At 60.6% G+C, this 15,135-nt stretch carries 14 protein-coding genes and 2 pseudogenes (1 of these 16 running past the window's edge); 6 read left to right on the plus strand and 10 right to left on the minus strand.

All coding sequences use genetic code 11. From position 1 onward, the window contains the following. The 3 genes and pseudogenes from B9A95_RS35410 to B9A95_RS33640 all read left to right on the plus strand — a co-directional run. A pseudogene (locus tag B9A95_RS35410) lies at positions 1–84 on the plus strand (IS982 family transposase); its annotated part reaches 12 nt to the left of the window's first position; the annotation flags it as partial. Positions 85–497: 413 nt separating this feature from the next. After that, positions 498–1,178: a competence protein CoiA gene (locus tag B9A95_RS37095; protein WP_139806776.1), complete on the plus strand. Its 681-nt coding sequence runs from the start codon at positions 498–500 to the stop codon at positions 1,176–1,178. Next, positions 1,126–1,269, plus strand: a complete 144-nt coding sequence (locus B9A95_RS33640) for a hypothetical protein (RefSeq protein WP_170928572.1) — start codon at positions 1,126–1,128, stop codon at positions 1,267–1,269. Before B9A95_RS37095 ends, B9A95_RS33640 begins: the two co-directional genes overlap by 53 nt. Positions 1,270–2,946: 1,677 nt before the next feature. Here B9A95_RS33640 and B9A95_RS12095 read toward each other — a convergent pair. The 3 genes from B9A95_RS12095 to B9A95_RS33645 form a co-directional block, all read right to left on the minus strand. Beyond that, positions 2,947–3,126, minus strand: coding sequence for a hypothetical protein (locus tag B9A95_RS12095; protein ID WP_084047524.1), 180 nt, complete (start codon positions 3,124–3,126; stop codon positions 2,947–2,949). 15 nt (positions 3,127–3,141) lie between these two features. Continuing rightward, entirely contained in the window at positions 3,142–3,645 is a 504-nt protein-coding gene (locus B9A95_RS12100) for a hypothetical protein (RefSeq protein ID WP_084047525.1), read from the minus strand. Positions 3,646–3,846: 201 nt separating this feature from the next. Next, positions 3,847–4,008 (minus strand): hypothetical protein, encoded by a 162-nt coding sequence (locus B9A95_RS33645; RefSeq protein WP_170928610.1) that lies wholly within the window; start codon positions 4,006–4,008, stop codon positions 3,847–3,849. Between the two features lie 601 nt (positions 4,009–4,609). Between B9A95_RS33645 and B9A95_RS12110 the strand changes: the two genes are divergently transcribed. After that, on the plus strand, positions 4,610–5,908 hold the full coding sequence (locus B9A95_RS12110; protein WP_084047527.1) for an IS701 family transposase: 1,299 nt from the start codon (positions 4,610–4,612) through the stop codon (positions 5,906–5,908). Between the two features lie 373 nt (positions 5,909–6,281). Beyond that, positions 6,282–6,371, plus strand: coding sequence for a hypothetical protein (locus B9A95_RS37100; RefSeq protein WP_425429942.1), 90 nt, complete (start codon positions 6,282–6,284; stop codon positions 6,369–6,371). A 172-nt stretch (positions 6,372–6,543) separates the two neighbouring features. Here the strand turns inward: B9A95_RS37100 and B9A95_RS12120 are convergent, their stop codons facing one another. From B9A95_RS12120 to B9A95_RS12130, 4 genes and pseudogenes are all read right to left on the minus strand, one after another. Then, positions 6,544–6,909 carry a response regulator transcription factor gene (locus tag B9A95_RS12120; protein ID WP_170928612.1) on the minus strand — a complete coding sequence of 122 codons (366 nt, stop codon included), beginning with the start codon at positions 6,907–6,909 and terminating at the stop codon, positions 6,544–6,546. A gap of 504 nt (positions 6,910–7,413) precedes the next feature. Further along, complete coding sequence (locus tag B9A95_RS12125) at positions 7,414–8,805, minus strand: Mur ligase family protein (RefSeq protein WP_245808296.1); 1,392 nt, start codon at positions 8,803–8,805, stop codon at positions 7,414–7,416. Positions 8,806–8,877: 72 nt separating this feature from the next. Further along, positions 8,878–9,312: pseudogene (locus B9A95_RS35415) on the minus strand (cyanophycin synthetase family protein); the annotation flags it as partial. 277 nt (positions 9,313–9,589) lie between these two features. After that, positions 9,590–11,767 (minus strand): family 1 glycosylhydrolase, encoded by a 2,178-nt coding sequence (locus B9A95_RS12130; RefSeq protein ID WP_084047531.1) that lies wholly within the window; start codon positions 11,765–11,767, stop codon positions 9,590–9,592. Positions 11,768–12,165: 398 nt separating this feature from the next. On the opposite strand from B9A95_RS12130, the gene B9A95_RS12135 reads away from it, so the two are divergent. Then, positions 12,166–12,507 carry a hypothetical protein gene (locus B9A95_RS12135; RefSeq protein ID WP_139806733.1) on the plus strand — a complete coding sequence of 114 codons (342 nt, stop codon included), beginning with the start codon at positions 12,166–12,168 and terminating at the stop codon, positions 12,505–12,507. Positions 12,508–12,511: 4 nt separating this feature from the next. Here B9A95_RS12135 and B9A95_RS12140 read toward each other — a convergent pair whose 3' ends face one another. From B9A95_RS12140 to B9A95_RS12150, 3 genes are all read right to left on the minus strand, one after another. Then, a complete protein-coding gene (locus B9A95_RS12140; protein WP_342744588.1) occupies positions 12,512–13,612 on the minus strand; it encodes an ATP-binding protein in 1,101 nt (366 codons plus the stop codon). Between the two features lie 120 nt (positions 13,613–13,732). Further along, entirely contained in the window at positions 13,733–14,284 is a 552-nt protein-coding gene (locus B9A95_RS12145; protein ID WP_084047534.1) for a hypothetical protein, read from the minus strand. A 113-nt stretch (positions 14,285–14,397) separates the two neighbouring features. Then, positions 14,398–14,589: a hypothetical protein gene (locus B9A95_RS12150; protein WP_084047535.1), complete on the minus strand. Its 192-nt coding sequence runs from the start codon at positions 14,587–14,589 to the stop codon at positions 14,398–14,400. Positions 14,590–15,135: the final 546 nt, after the last annotated feature.

Raw genomic sequence — 15,135 nt, forward strand, 5'->3', positions numbered from 1 at the left:
ATGGAGTTCGACAGGCCGAAAGTCATTGGAGACAGGGGGTACTGCGCGCTGGGGTTGATCTTTCCACCCCAGAAAAACACCCGGTGAGTTGTCGCTGAGTCAGTCACCGTGAATAGGGGTTGCAGTAGGGCGGGGTTTAGGGTAAAGGGGTGAGGTCGCGGAATTTGAGGTTGTAGGTCAGGACGAGAAGAGCGACCTTGAGCCGGAGTCCATCATCTCGCCCTTATGTTGCTGTCCTGGGCACCTGTTTCAGTGAACGCAGCGGTAATCCTTCATAAGCACGAACGCAGTCCTTGTCCGCATGGTCCAGTCCCACCGAAATCGTCCGATCCGCCAGCAACCAGCTCACTCGGGATTGAGGACCTTCTCGCCTCTTCTGCGGTTGTTGGTGGGTTGACGCCTTGCCGTTGCGCGCCCGGTACGGGGAGCAGGAATTCGTGAGCACTGTGTTGAGTGCTGAGGCTTTCGCGGCCCTTCGGCAAGTGGAGGAGCTGCGCATGACGTGTTGTGAGGAGCGTGCGGTTCCAAAGCGCAGTTCCCGAGGTCTTCCATTTTTCGCGCATGCTCGGCGTCACGCGTGTCCTGTGGCTCCGGAGACGGAGTTTCACCTCCATGCCAAACGGCTGATTGCCGGGGCAGTGCAGAGTGCAGGATGGGAGGTGGACGTGGAGGTGCCGGGCTTGACGCCTGCAGGAGACGGTTGGCGGGCGGACGTTCTAGCGTCGTGTGGTGGGCAGCGGGTGGCGTTTGAGGTGCAGCGCAGTGGGCAGACCCTGGAGGCGATTCACGCGCGGCAGGAGCGGTACGCGCAGTCGGGGATTCGAGGAATGTGGTTTTTGCGAGGGCACGCGGCGACGTTGCGTGAGCCGCAGCCGTGGCTGTATCAGACGCCGATGTTCACGGTGCAAGAGGATTTCTTGCTACCGACGTTTGGGATGAGGAGCGCCAGAACCCGTGGATGTCCTGCGGCCGTGCCCGGAGGCGGCATTGACGTGGATGAAAGCATTGTTGGCGGCGCGTCCCGGGGTGCGAGCGGAGCTGGCCCTCGTGGGCCCGTGCGATTGTTTGCTGGCGCGTCCTGTGAAGTGGCGTCGGTTCAACGCGGGGATTGTTCCGGAAGTGCTCATGCGTCTGCCAGCTGGCCAGGAAGGGAAGCTGCACACGGTGCTGTTGAGTGACGTTGTGTCTGCTGTGGCGCTGACCAACGTGGAGGTGCCTGTGGCGCTCAATCGTCCAGGACAGTGGATGATTCCGTCCGTGTGGAGGTAGGCCTGCTGTGCCTACCAGAGGTTTGGATCATCGATCATGGCGCGCAGTCGCGCTTGATTGGCCTCGTCTTCCGGCTGGAAAGAACCGGTGGGGGGCGAGTCCCATAGGCGGGCAATCATGCTGGCCGCTTCAGCCGTGACGGGACCCGGCTCGACTTGTAGCGTTCCTGCGCCCCCGCGAGGACCTGAGTGATCCAGGAGAGGCCACCAAGGCGGCCTTCGTCCTGCTGCGTGGGGAGTCCGTATGGCGTAAGGCTCTCGGGTCCACCGGGGATGGCCAGGCTGCTGCTCTGCATGACCTGCCAAGCGTCCGTGGGGCTGGCATTCGACCTATACAGGGATGACGGGCAGGGGGTGCACATCCAGGAGGTGTTTTCGCCATGCTGATGGTCTACGTTGATGACTCAGGCGGTCCACGTCCCACCTGGGCGGCGGTCGCCGATCACCCAGACCACTCGGAGCCTCTGCGTTTCGGGGGTTTCTCCCTCCGCCAGGAAGCGAGTATGCGGCCTTGCTGTGCGCTCAGGCCACCATCCGAGTCCTGCACCCGGGAAAAGCCTGGTACCACTGCGACGTGCACATCCTGCACGCTTCCGGCGTTCAGTTCATTTCGCGGGACGATTCGTTGCACCGTCGGGCGCATCGGCTGGCCCGTCAACTCCGGACGGTTGCCCCTGAACACCTCGGGCAGTTCGTTCAGGTCACGCCGCCCGGTCAGATCAGGACGGCACGGCGCGCTGGTCAGGTTGAGCGGGTGACGCTCAGGCGTCGTGGTGACAAGGGCGTTCCCGCAGAGTACTTGTGCTGGTCGGACGGGCGATTGCTGAAGATTCCTCCGAGCGAAACGGGTGTGGAGCGGGCGTGGCGGCGCGTGGTACGGCACACGCGCCTGTGGCCGGAAGTGAAACGAGAGCGTGCCCGGAAGGAAGCGCACGCGGCGCTGTATCCCGGGGAGAGGGCGTGCAGACCTCGTGCTGGTGTTACGCCGCTTTCTCGCGTTGCCGAACGTGTTCTCCAGGCCCTGACGCTTGAGCCGAGGCCGTTCTCGATCCTGGTCGTTCTTGTGAGGTGCAGCCAGACTGCCGCCCGGAACGCCGCCGCCCAGTTCACCCAGCAAGGCCTCGCTGAGCTGGTCGTGATCGGCGGCATACAGCACATCCAACGGCCCTCGCCCAGGCCGTCCGCGTCACCTCACGCTGAGGAACAGTGAACGCGAGAAGGACCTGGAAGGCCTGACGCGAGGGGATACGCTTGGGGAGTGATGAATTGGATACAGCTGATGACTGACCTCCATCTCTCCATTGATACGGTTTCCGGATAATCCATTACGGCCCCTCCACTTCGCTCCGGTGCTTCCACTCTTATCCGTCGCCGTTTTTCCTTCTCCTTCCAGTCGGGTTAACCAGTTATTTCATAACTGCTTAACCAGAATCCTTATGACTGCCCCGCGGAACGCAGGGAGATCGACCTGACAGAGGAGACGCTGATACGGATTCCGTCTGTCTCGTTAACAAATCGGAAGAGCGGCGGTTTGCCAACTCCACGCCCAGAACCCGTTTCTCTCCTTCTCGCTCTGCTTCGCAGCTTTACACGTCCGCTCAGATTGAATCCCTTCGTGAACGATTCAATCTGAGTCCGTATGAGTCCCAGCCGGCATCCCGTGGTCATGTGGAGGTGTCTACGCTTCCCGTTGTTCGGTCGCGTCCTTTTCCTCGCTGCTTAACTGATCCCCAACAGCAGCGGCCCCACCGCTCGCACCGCTCTCATCTGTCGCTTGGATGTCCCTGGCCTCTCCGGCATCACCGTCTTGCACAGCGCTGTTCGTCGTTGTTTCCGTCTCATCCCTTTGGTCCGTCATTTCTTCTCCTTAATCTCAGGCGCTCTGCAGCGTCATCAGGGGCGACCGTCCGGCAGAGTGCAGCAGATGATCCATGTACCGCTGGGAAAAACCCTGCACAAGCATCTCGGCCACTTGCGCGGTATCCGGTCCCAAAGGATGACAGAAGGGCTCAGGGACGTTGAACCCATTCACGTGGACGCCTTGCACGATGAGTTTGCCAGCGTAGGTCACGGTCAACGGGAGCTGTACCTTGAACTCTGGGCTCTTCAAGCCGTCGAGCGGCAGACGCATCGAGATCAGCAGCACCGCAGCGCCCGCCACTTCCTGTGTGGACAGGGGACTGTCAAGCAATTGGAAGTCGACGTCCTGATACCCGCGGTGTTCCAGGGCCACTTGAATCTGAGCTTGCAGCAGGGTCAGGTACGTTTGAGCCTGGCTCTGCGCCTCCTGCTGGATGTAGAGAAGCTGAGCGAAATCGAGGGCGCAGGGTGAGGGGGCGAGCCCCCTGCGTGTATCAAATGAATTGGAGGTTGGCATGGTCATCTCAGCATGCCGAGGCAGGCAGGGCATTTGTGGCTGAGGAGACGAACGTGAGTTGACTGGTTTGAGAGGATCTTCCTTACTTGCCTTAACCCAGCTTCACGCAGTTGCTGTTTCTTTTATCGGTCGTCTGCTTGTGGCCTGGGATGGTCGTGATCCGCGCATCTGCCAGCCTTAGCGGCACGCACGAGCAAGCGGTTAATCAAGCACGACCTCGCGAGGTGGACCGTCACCCTCAAAGTCAAGTTCAGCGGCTTCGAAGTCGTCACACTCCCCGCCCCCGTGCAAGCGGCCGAGCAACTCGAATGGGTCGCTCGGTACCTGCTCACCCCTGAACTGCTGCAGGACCGAGCCGGGCATCAGTGTCGGCAGCCTCGTGAACCAAAACGGCCGGGATGTGGTTCCCACGCCCTTCGCACTGATGGAAGACGAGTCGGGCTTGACAGATCACCACCTCCTCTGGAGGGTGCGCGGGCGTCTCTCCCGATGCGAATCACCCCGCGGGGATCAAGAGGACGCGCAGGCAGGAGACCTCACGGAGGCGTGGCTGAGGGAGAATTGGGGGCAGTACCGTCTGTAAGATGGACTGGCTGTCAGGGGACTCGGTGAGCCGTTCGTTCCCACCGACCCGCAGTGGATTAACCATCTCTGGAGCCCCTTTGATGCTCACCGATCCAGAGGCCCGCCGGGAGCGCGCCTCGAAGGCTTTTGTCACAGACCACGCTGCTCCCTCCCTGGTCACTGTGCAGCAAAGAAGCACCTTGCCCGTAGGCAAGGTGCTTCTTATTCCTAGCGTTGACGATCTATTTACTCGTTGGAGCCGCCACCCTCATTGCCACCACCGTTGGAGGCCTCGCCACCCTTGCGGCCAATCTCGGCCATATGCTCGCGCTCTAGCTGTACTTCGGGGAAATTCAGGAGGAACTAGGGAGGCCAGCATCGGTGATGCTGGCCTCCTGCTATGCCACGTTCTTTGCCCCCTTGGACCCGACATTTTCCCACCTGGTTCGCACCCTTTCTGACGCACTTTCGCCACCGTGCAGGGCGCACTTGGGCACCGTTGTACGTGCGTGGACTGTGCAGCGGTGCGTCCCGGAAAAGCATGCAACCTCTGGCTGCTGTGGTGGCTCCTGGAAAAGAAGACCACCTCCAGCACTTCATCACCGACAGTCCCTGGCCAACTCGTCCCCTGGAAACGCTGCTGGCCGAGCGGGCCCAGCAAATGCTTGGAGGCAAAGACGCCGTCTTGATCATTGACGATACCTGCCTGACCAAATTTGGGACGAAATCCGTGGGGGTTGCTCGCCAGTATTCGGGACAGGTGGGCAAGATCACGTCCTGTCAGTGTCTGGTCTCCCTGACCTTAGCCCAGCACGAGGTCCCTGTTCCCCTGGCCCTCCGGCTCTTCCTGCCACAGGACTGGACCAGCGATCCGGCGCGTCTCCAGGCTGCTGGTGTTCCAATGGAACACCAGCAGCCACAGACCAAATGGGCGTTGGCACTCCAGGAACTGGACCGGGTACGCGAACACGTCACCTTCGGCATGGTCTTGGCGGACGCTGGGTATGGCGTGACGGCTCAGTTCCGCCATGCCCTCACCACGCGCGGACTGCTGTGGTCGGTGGGTGTGACTCGCACACAGACGGTCTATCCCAAGGACGTTCGCTTAATCCCTATCCCCAAGTTCTTTCGTGGCAGAAGACCCAAGCACCCCACCCCCTCCGAAGACCGGCAATCGGTGGAGGACGTCCTCAAAGGTGCTGCATGGCAGCACCTGGTGTGGCGACACGGGACCAAGGGTCCCCTCTCAGGACGCTTTGCCGCTGTGTACGTGCGTCTCGCCGATGGAGAGGAAAATGCCCAGGGCCAGCACCTTCCCGGGCAGGCGGCCTGGATCATCGGTGAACAGCGACGGGGAGAGGAACGCAAATACTACGTCTGTAATCTCCCCGAGAACACCTCTCTCTCTCGGCTGGTTGAGGTGACCAAGCGCCGCTGGGCTTGCGAGTTGACCCACCGGGAGCTGAAGGACGAAGTCGGTCTGGACCACTTTGAGGGCCGTTCCTGGCAGGGCCTCCATCACCACGCCGTGCTTTGCATGCTGGCCCTGACCTTCCTTCAATGGTTGCGATTGACCCAGCCCGATGACCTCAAAGGTGACACTGTCCCCGCTATTCGAGCGGAGGTGGCAGGGGACCTGCCCCTGCCACCTCCGTGCCAGCAATGCCGCGCCTGCACAGCTTTATTCAGCGGTCCCTGAATTTCCCCGAAGTACAGCTAGAGGGTGAAAAGATGCCCATCCAAAATAGAAGGTCTGGTTCTGTGGCGAGCGAACAAACAGGCTGAAGAAGTACGTGTGGGACGTTTATTGATGACGAGGTAGCCGCATCCCCAGTTCCGAGATTCCAGATCCAGCCTGGCAGCAGAGAGCTGGGAAGGGTGCTCGAAGTTGATCAAAGGTCTCTCCGCTGACCAGCAAGAAAACAGGCTCTGGGTCGGGTGTTTACGCAAATACCAAAATCAGGTCATTCAAGTTGGATCGTGATCTTGGCAGCTTCTAGGGCGCGCAGCTCACGGAAGTGGCTGCTCTACGCAATCAACAGGGTGCTGCGTTTGACCGTACGTATACCGCAATGCAGGTCGCGGCTTATGAGGAGGCGGTCAATCTGTTCACCGCTTACACTCAACGAAGTGAGCAGCAATCAGGTATCGGAAGGCTTTAAATTACTTAAATCTGCGATGAAAAACAATTCACTGGAAGAATGGCGCTTGAGTATGACGGAAGATGTAATTTCAATGTTTTAGTTACGATCTCACAGAAGAAGGAGACTTGTCCTGCTGAGTAGCTACTATTCGTTGCTACTCACAACGTACTTTTTCGGGTGCTCGCGCTACTTAGCTACTTACACCGCAGCCATAATCAGGGTGACACCTTATCCATTGTCTCAATCCAAAAACTTCAAGTTTCAATTGTAACCTTGACATACAATGCCGCAGGCTGACTGTCTCGATGTGAGGACATTCCAGGGCAATAACCTGCTGAATGTCCTTTAGGGAATATAGAGAGCCGGGTCTCTGCATCAGCAGGCTCAGAAGGGCGACTTCTTGCTCAGTGATGTATAACCGCGCTCCATTATGAAGAATCGTGCGCTGTGCACGATCCACGATGACATTTTGTGAACGTATAAATCGCGCTTCTCTGTGGGAGGATGGCACGACGGGCTGCTGAATTTGAGGCACGGGCACCAGTGAAGCGGTCATATCCTCAGCGTGACACCTATGGTCAGGAAGCTGATTCATGCTTTATGAAAGTTCACCAGGTATTTCTTCGGTCAACGATGATTCTGATAAAGACCTCTTCATAAAGAGGACATTTGAGCGAAATGAGACCTTGATCTACCCGAGCTCCTTCAAGTCCTTGAGAATCATTTTTCCTCACTGAGATGATAAAAAATGAAGCTGAAAGTCGTCAGCCACTGAGCCCAACGGGGGAGTCTCATCCGTTTTGTCAGGCGCTCAGCCGTCATGGTTTTGTTCCTCTCCTCAGGTGACGTGCGGTATTCCCTGACGCTGCGCTGAGCCGCGTGAAGTGATGAGGTGAAGCAGTGGCCCGTTGGCTGCGGTACGGCAGTGATGTCCTGTTGGACGCTTGGCGGAACCAACCGCCCAGGTTTCGCCATCCAGGGTGATTCCAGCAACCCAAACGGCTGGACCGTCCTTGCCTGCAGTGAGGGAAATTCACCTTCGTTGTGAGTCGTGTTCGGCTTAATCGTGAGAGGTCGCGTGATACCCGTCACCCTCAGAACGCTCCAGTGGCGTGCGGTGGCCCTGGAAGTTCAGAAGCTGCTGCCAGGTGCCTTCGACGTCCGTCGCCAGGAGGATCACCAGGTCTCCGGGATAAGCTGTGCACAGCGCGTGATGCACCGCTTGGGGTTCGTCGATGATGGTGGTGAGGTTCTGAGGAGGCAGGCCCGCTGAGCGTGCACCCACTTCAACCCAATGTGCGGCTTCAAGCGGTGGACGGCCACGCCGGTCTTGGTCCTCGCGCACCACCAGCTCGTCAAAGGTGACGGCGGCGAGTTCGCCCATACGGCGGATGTCCTCGTCGCGACGGTCCCCAGCGACACCCATCACGCCAATCACGCGGCCTTGTGGTGGACGCAGGTGCGCGACCAGATCGCGCAGGTACTCCATGCCGGACGGGTTGTGGGCGTAGTCCAGCAGGACGCGGAAGGGATGGCCGTCGTACAGGTTGAGCCGTCCGGGGCTCTGTTCGAAGGACGTCGAGAAGCTGCCCAGGGCGGCGCGAATTACCGGGAGTTCAATGTTCTGTGCCACGGCGATCGCAGCTGCGGCCAGCGCGTTTTGCACGTTGACCTGCGCGAAGCCGCCCAGGGTCGCTGGAATATCCCGCGCCCGCATGATGGGGTGCCGCTGCCCGCCCTCGTACAGCACCAGTTCGTCGCCCAGTACGGTCGGTTCACGCACCAGGGCCGTACCGCCGCCCGCGATGTGCTCCTGCAGGTCCTTCGACGCCGCGTTCCCTCCATGCATCGAAAACAGCGTCAGGTGCCCACCCGCCTTGCGGCGCATCCCCAGGGTCAGTTCGTCATCGGCATTCAGCACGCTCGTGCCGGTGTCCGCCACGACCTCCACCACGAGTGACTTCACCCAGGCGAGGTCTTCCACCGTCTCGATGCCCTTGAGTCCCAGGTGATCCGGTTGGATGTTCAGCACGGCCCCCACGTCACAACGGTCGAAGCCCAGCCCTTCCCGCAGGATGCCGCCACGCGCCGTTTCCAGCACTGCGACCTCCACGTTGGGGTCATTCAGGACCACTTTGGCGCTTTTGGGACCGGTGGTGTCGCCGCTGACGATCTGTTCACCGTTGATGTAGATGCCGTTGGAGGTGGTCAGGCCCACGCGCTTGCCCGCATGCCTGAAGATGTGCGCCACCATGCGGGAGGTGGTGCTTTTGCCGTTCGTGCCCGTAATGGAGATGATCGGCAGGGGCCGGGATGCTGCGCTGATGCAGGGCCCGTCTTGCTGCGAAGCGCTCGTATGCAGCGGTGTTGCTGGCTGAGGATTGGACTGACACGCCAGTTGGTGTAGAGCGTGCAATTCCGAGGTGAAGTCGAATGGGGCGTACAGGTCCATGGGACCGTCTCTTCCTGGACGGAGTTGGTGAAGGCCGCTCACGCTGGGCCCTTCTGGAAAGAGCAAGCTATTCACCAGGCGCAGAGCCACTATGCCAGCCAGCAGACCAACACCTTCGTCCCAGAAGGGATACAGCACCGTCCCGGACCGTAACACTCCCCGCATGGAACGAGCCTTGCTGGCGCGAACTGGGGTTCCAGCGAGCGTCTGCAGCTCAAGAGCAAGGTGCGCCATCACGTCCTCAAGAAGCGCACCATCGTGCAGCGCTTCATGACGCCCTGCATCTCCTTTCGCTGCAGGGGGCAACTGTTGAAGCAGGCATTCAATTAAGTTGGGCAACGAGCCGATGGGACGTCCCCTAAATGGCCCCAGGTCTATTTGAATGCGAATGATGGGGTCATGAGTGTAGATGTTTGGTCCGCGGTAAACCCGCTTTTCCAATACTTGGAGTGCGGAGGTGATGGACGGGTTATATAACTCACGCCCTGCAATTTGGTTCCCCGTCATCTGTTCTCCCTTAGCATTTGTCCTGTCAAAGGAGGAGTCCCCAGGTCAGTTTCAAAGTCGCCATGACCCTCAAATCTCCTCACGTTCGAGCAGGTTCTGGGCCTTGCAGCGGCATGGAGTCCTACCCAGGTCGGTGCCCGCCACTTTCAGCAGGGGTCCTTCCTGCACTGGACCCTACCCACGCTCGCACCGATCCGACGGACTGCCCCCTGCTGAGGTGCTCCGCTTACGATGGCTGTGGTAGAACAGCCCAAGGGCAAATGCTCCTCTCGTGGCTTCAGGCCAAGTCCGCGTTTCGACTCGAGAGGTAGCGGTCAAGAGCGTGGTCCAGGCTGGGCAGCAACTGCCCCTGACAGCTTTTCAGGGCAGTGTACCGGGGTCGGGGGGCCACCCAGCCCAAATCACTTCCGGAAGCGACGTGCACAGCTGATTGGGGAAGGCGCAACGCCGCACCGAGGGCATGAACCATCTCCGCCCAGGTGCTCTCGCCGCGGTTGACCAGATGCCAGATGCCGTTTTCGCCGTCAATCAGCAGGTCAAGGCTGGTGTGAATCAAGTCCGGCAGGTACGTGGGGGAGAAACGGTGATGACCGTCCACCAGGATCGGCTCGCCCGTCCGCAGTTTGCTCAGCGCTTTGCCAAGCAGGCCCTGTCCTGTTCCTGAGCCGAACACGCCTGAACTGCGCACGATGAGTGCACCGGGGAAGATGGTGCGGATCTGCCGCTCCATCTCCAGTTTGGTGCGCCCGTACGCATTGATCGGTGCGGCCGGGTCGTGTTCCTGGTAGGGCGTGTCGCCTTCACCGCTGAACACCTGATCTGATGAGAAGGTCAGCAGTTGGAGGCCCTGCTCTGTGCAGAGTTGAGCGAGGAGAGCAGCTCCGGCGGAGTGGGTCTGCCAGAATTGCCCGGACGCGCGTTCGGCTTCGTCAACCTGCCCGTAACCCGTCGTGTTCACGACCGCCCAGGGACGGTGAGCCGTCAGGACGTCACGAAGGCTGTTCTCGGCGAGAAGCACAGAAGAAGAGACGCAGCGGTGCTCCAGGCCCCGCTCCCTGCACAGTCGGGCTGTGGCCTCCCCGAGCCGCCCCTGACCAACGATAACCAGCGGCCGGGCGACCTGGGTACGCGTCGTAGCCTGTTGGGGCGTGCCGACCGGCGGATAGAAGAAGCGGTCAGGCCGTTCCCAGAAACCCGGGGATGCCAATGTGGGGTGGTCAGGAAGTTCTCCCCTGGCCCGGGCCTGCAACACTCTGGCGAGTGCGGTGGGACGCGGCGTGGACGTGCGGACATCGAAGGCCCCCGGCTCATAGTGCCCTTTGAACTCTGTGTGAAGAGTGTTCCAGTCGAAGCTCCCCAGAATGGCCCATGAGGTCAGTGCGCGGAGGTCCACGCCTTCTTCCCGGACCCGCTCGGCTGCCTGCCAGAAGCTCTCAAACCAACGTAGCTGCTCCTCGCGTGTACTGCCCAGATGCACTTCCGTTACGGCCACAGGCAGCCCGTAGCGCTCCCAAGTTTCGTGCAGGAGCGCCTCAATGCCCGCGGTGTTGTGGTACACGCGCACAGCCTCAATGTCCGCGTGTGTGGCGTTGCGGTGATGCTCTTGGTACCGCTCCCGCCGCTCATCCAGGAAGCGCTCGCTCGTCACGTAGTAATCCACACCGATCACGTCAGGTGGGCAAGGATTCACTCGAAACCACAGCAGCTCTTCGCTGGTCGCGCCGGACGAGCGCAGGTAGGTCCACAGGGGATGGGCCTCATCGACCCGGCCGCACAGCAGGTCGTACGCCAGCCAGCGGCGTTCATTCTGGAAGTCCGCCTCGTGCTGCATGGCCGGCGTGGCGTGGGCCTTGCCCAGGTCGTCGGTCTGAATCAGCTCCGCGTCCGGCTGCACCTCCCGGATGGCGCGCATGGCCAGCACCGTCCCGCGGCATTCGTTGAGCAGCATGCGGACGAACCCCTCATCCGAAGTGTGATGCGGGTACCACACGCCATACAACCCACTGAATCGGGCTGTAGTCAATGGCTCATTGACTGGAGTGTAGGCCCGCAGCCAGGGGTAGCGCTGGGCAACACGCCGGGCGTAATCGGCGAGTTTTTCTGGAAACTGCGGATCCAGCAGACTGGTGTACTGGGGACCACTGCCATGGTGAAGCAGAGTGGCGATCGGTTGTAATTCGAGTTGCTGCAGGCGCAACAGACGCTCATCGGTCCACTGCCAATTCAGGAACTCGGGGTGTTCAGGGGCGACTTGCTCCCACAGCACTGGGTAACGAATGCGGCGAGCACCCAGTTGGGCCAGTTGGTCGAGATCTTCCAATCGGCGGTCATGCCCGCATACCTCGAGTTGGTTGAGGTAGTTCTCTCGTACTCGGTTGAAGGTGCATTCCACACCGATCCACAGCTCAAGCGGACGTGAGGCCTTGCTTCCACCTTGGCGAGCGGGGTCGCTCATTGGTTCGCCTCAGCAGAAGCTCGACACCTGTTGTTCCTGAAATGTAGCGGGGACGTCAGATACGAATGCATCCTGGGATTCTGGTGCCTGACCACCTCGCCGAATCTTGGCCCCGATAAAAGGCTTTTGTAGGGTTTCTCGTGCAACTGCCAAATTTGATGAAGGTTTTAAGATGTCCTTCGTCTTGGACCAAGGCAAGATTTGGCTCAGTCGCCAGCCATAGACCTCCTATGAAAGGCACGCAATTGTGTGCAGGATGAAGGTACACCAGGCAACGACCTGATGAACTCGGACTACAACATCAAAGGGAAGCGGAAGGGGTACGCCTTCCGGTCAGACACAGCTCACCACGCTACTCACCGTCTACGTTCACCTGCCCGGAGTGCCACGGGGTGCTGATGCGCCTCAAGGAAGGCAACGTGCTGCGCTTGCGGTGCCACACTGGGCACGCCTATACGGCCATCAGTCTTCCCGGTGAAGGGCGGGCCTCGGTGGAAGCGAGTCTATGGAACGCGGCGCGCACGCTTGACGAGGACGTGATGCTGCTTGAGCACCTCGCCAAGCACCACGAGGAAGCAGGCCAGACCGAATACGCACACGCGTACCAGGAAGAGGCGAAAGAAGCCCGGGAGCGCGAGGCGCGTCCGGCAAGACGTCCTACGAAGGGAGCAGATCGGGCAGGGCAGGACCGCCTGCTCAACCTGACGCACGAGAAGGAGTTCAGGAGCAGGGGAACGTGATCCGTCAGTCCAGCACGGTGGGCTGCTTGGGCCACGCCAGAAAGAGAGTGGCGCCCTGGTCCACCCGGCCGTCTCCCCAGATCCGCCCACCAAAGCGGGTACAGAGCCGCCGAACGACCGCCAGGCCCATCCCCGCGCCCGGAAAGGCAGACTCCGGGTGCAGGCGTTTGAACACCCCGAACAACTTGTCCTTGTTCCGATTGTTGAACCCCACGCCATTGTCCTCAAAACGCAGGACAAAAGCAGAGTCGGTCTCCTCGGCCCGGATATGAATTCGGGCGACCTCACGGGTCGAGGTGAATTTCAGGGCATTCTCCAGCACCTTGAGAAACACCTGCTGCATCGTGTGGCTGTCCGCCAGTACGGTCGGCAACGGACCACAGGCCAGCTGCACGTTCCGGCCTTCCATGTGAGGCTGTAGGTCCTTCTCGACCTCAACAAAGACGCGGTTCAGGTCAAGCGGGGCCAGGCGAACACGCCCATGGCTGGCTCGGCTGTACTCCAGCAGCGCAGTGGTGAGTTCCTCCATCCGCTCGACTGAGCGGGCGATCAGCTCGATGTGCTTCACTGAAGCTTCCTGGTCTTCAGTGACGTCGCGGCGGAGCAGTTCTGCAAAGGAGGCGACGCGCCGGATGGGGGCCATCAGGTCCTCCGCGACGGCCACGGTCACCGTCTGGAGTTCGGCGCTCAGTTCAAGGATTCTGGCGGTCCGCTCCGTCACACGCGCTTCGAGCGTCTCGTTCATGCGCAGCAACTCTTCTTGCGCTGCTTTCTCGGTGGTGATGTCCGTCACGGCAATCAGGCTGCCTTCTGGTGCATACGCCTGACCTTTCAGGCGTACGGGGAAGGTGGTGCCGTCGTTGCGCTGAAGGCGGAGTTCAGCGACAAGACCCTCTTTGCTGGTTTGCAGGCGGGGGAGCAGGAGCGCCAGGGTACTGCGGGACTCGGGAGCAGTGAACTGCACCAGGCGGCGGCCCAGCAGCCGGGAGCTCTCCATTCCCAGCAGCTGGCTGGCCCGGAGGTTGGCCTGCACGATGGTGTTGCCCGCCCCCAGGGTGAAATACCCGACTGGCGCGCAGTCGTACAGTCTGCGCCCTTTCCCGATGAGTCCCTGCCCTGATGATCACGCAGGGGAGGACGTACACGAATCGCCTGCTGAGTAACACCCTTGCTTAAGGGTATTTAGGTAAGGCTGCTCCGGTCGCCGGTCCTTGGAATATGCAGGTCACTTATGTCGGTGGTCAGGTGCACTAAGGAAGCTCCGAATCACTTGATGCCCTACATATTCTGGATATGCGGCGCGTATCGCGTGATGTGCCTTCTCGGCAAACTGTGACACTGCTTCACTCAAGGTCCACCACGATGTCGTCGCAGTACGCACCTCGGGCGTATCGGTCATCGTCACCTGCACCTCGTCTCCGGTTCGTTCGAAGACGAAGCAGAAGGTCATCCAGTCGAGTTCCCAGATAAGGGTTTCATCTCTGGACAGAGCCCTCAAGCGCTCCGGAAGCCATGAGGCCAGAGTTGGGAGAGGGAGAACAAGTCCTGGCGTACCCCATAACCTTCGGATGTGAGCTTGCTCTTTCTTGACTTTCTCCGCGAGTTCAGACGTTGGGGCATAAGGGTCGGGGAGCATGTTGACGCCATTCACCACAAAGACCGTCGGGGCCTCAAAGGAGTAGGAGTACAAGTCGATGGCCAAACAATCTGGGTCATCCTTGCGCGAATCATCTGGGGGCCCAACCTGAGTGGCATCAAAGTCGAGCAGAACAGTCATGAGTCATGGTAGGACGGCCGGTGCAAGAGCGAAGATGATCTGACTGTTGTCGCCTGAGAAATTGAGGCACTTCCAGGCCCGCCCGTAGGTGGACTTTTGGCTGCCGAAAAATATCAGATTCCGGCGATGGTCACGGTCTCCGGCTGAAGATTCGCCGCACGGAACGCCACGTCACTGACGCTGGCGTGAGCCAGAGAAGCCACCTTGAAGGTTGCGAGTTGCTGCGCTTTGGGCTGAGCCGCCCCAGCGGAGCCGAGCAGGAGTGAGGCGAGGAGCAGGGGCAGCGGGACACGGGGTTGACGCATAGACTCTCCTTCAGTGGATGTTCGCGCCGTGCAGAGTAACGCTTTGCCTGGGCTCAGGATGCCGCATATGTGGAGCACGCCAGTGCCAATCAGAGCCCCAGAATGGATCTGCTGGCTTTCCCCGCAGGCCACTTGTCGGCCTGCACCCGGCCACCTTGCCCCTGGCCTCCCCCATTCGCGCCTTCGCCACGTCCTCAGAGGCGTGACTGGGCGGTAGCACCGGCCCCCATGCCGGGCGCCACCCCAAGTGGATGACGGGCCGCCGCCCCCGGCAAGTCAGCGCAGGCGCTGGCCGGAAAGAACAGGCGGCCGTCAGGGCCGCTCTGCCCTCTTCGCCGCGCCCCTTCAGTGGCGAATACAGGCGCTTGCGCCGTGAAGTGGACCGCCTTCCAGTTCCACGCCCTGCCTCTCCCACCTTCCAGACGAGGCCAGGGACTGGAATGGGGTAAGAAATCCAGCGCCATGACGTGAGGAATGGCGCGGCTTTGGATTTCTGGTTTCTCGGCGCAGGTGGCCGAGAAAACCGCATGGAGGGCCGCGCAGGGC

The sequence above is a fragment of the Deinococcus hopiensis KR-140 genome (genome assembly GCF_900176165.1).
Lineage (GTDB): Bacteria > Deinococcota > Deinococci > Deinococcales > Deinococcaceae > Deinococcus > Deinococcus hopiensis.

Bases quoted from the DNA above. Each gene is read 5' to 3' on its own strand.
- B9A95_RS37095 (WP_139806776.1), top strand. From the start codon at position 498: ATGACGTGTTGTGAGGAGCGTGCGGTTCCAAAGCGCAGTTCCCGAGGT.
- B9A95_RS33640 (WP_170928572.1), top strand. From the start codon at position 1,126: ATGCGTCTGCCAGCTGGCCAGGAAGGGAAGCTGCACACGGTGCTGTTG.
- B9A95_RS12095 (WP_084047524.1), bottom strand. From the start codon at position 3,126: ATGACGGACCAAAGGGATGAGACGGAAACAACGACGAACAGCGCTGTG.
- B9A95_RS12100 (WP_084047525.1), bottom strand. From the start codon at position 3,645: ATGCCAACCTCCAATTCATTTGATACACGCAGGGGGCTCGCCCCCTCA.
- B9A95_RS33645 (WP_170928610.1), bottom strand. From the start codon at position 4,008: ATGCCCGGCTCGGTCCTGCAGCAGTTCAGGGGTGAGCAGGTACCGAGC.
- B9A95_RS12110 (WP_084047527.1), top strand. From the start codon at position 4,610: ATGCCACGTTCTTTGCCCCCTTGGACCCGACATTTTCCCACCTGGTTC.
- B9A95_RS37100 (WP_425429942.1), top strand. From the start codon at position 6,282: ATGCAGGTCGCGGCTTATGAGGAGGCGGTCAATCTGTTCACCGCTTAC.
- B9A95_RS12120 (WP_170928612.1), bottom strand. From the start codon at position 6,909: ATGACCGCTTCACTGGTGCCCGTGCCTCAAATTCAGCAGCCCGTCGTG.
- B9A95_RS12125 (WP_245808296.1), bottom strand. From the start codon at position 8,805: ATGGACCTGTACGCCCCATTCGACTTCACCTCGGAATTGCACGCTCTA.
- B9A95_RS12130 (WP_084047531.1), bottom strand. From the start codon at position 11,767: ATGAGCGACCCCGCTCGCCAAGGTGGAAGCAAGGCCTCACGTCCGCTT.
- B9A95_RS12135 (WP_139806733.1), top strand. From the start codon at position 12,166: ATGCGCCTCAAGGAAGGCAACGTGCTGCGCTTGCGGTGCCACACTGGG.
- B9A95_RS12145 (WP_084047534.1), bottom strand. From the start codon at position 14,284: ATGACTGTTCTGCTCGACTTTGATGCCACTCAGGTTGGGCCCCCAGAT.
- B9A95_RS12150 (WP_084047535.1), bottom strand. From the start codon at position 14,589: ATGCGTCAACCCCGTGTCCCGCTGCCCCTGCTCCTCGCCTCACTCCTG.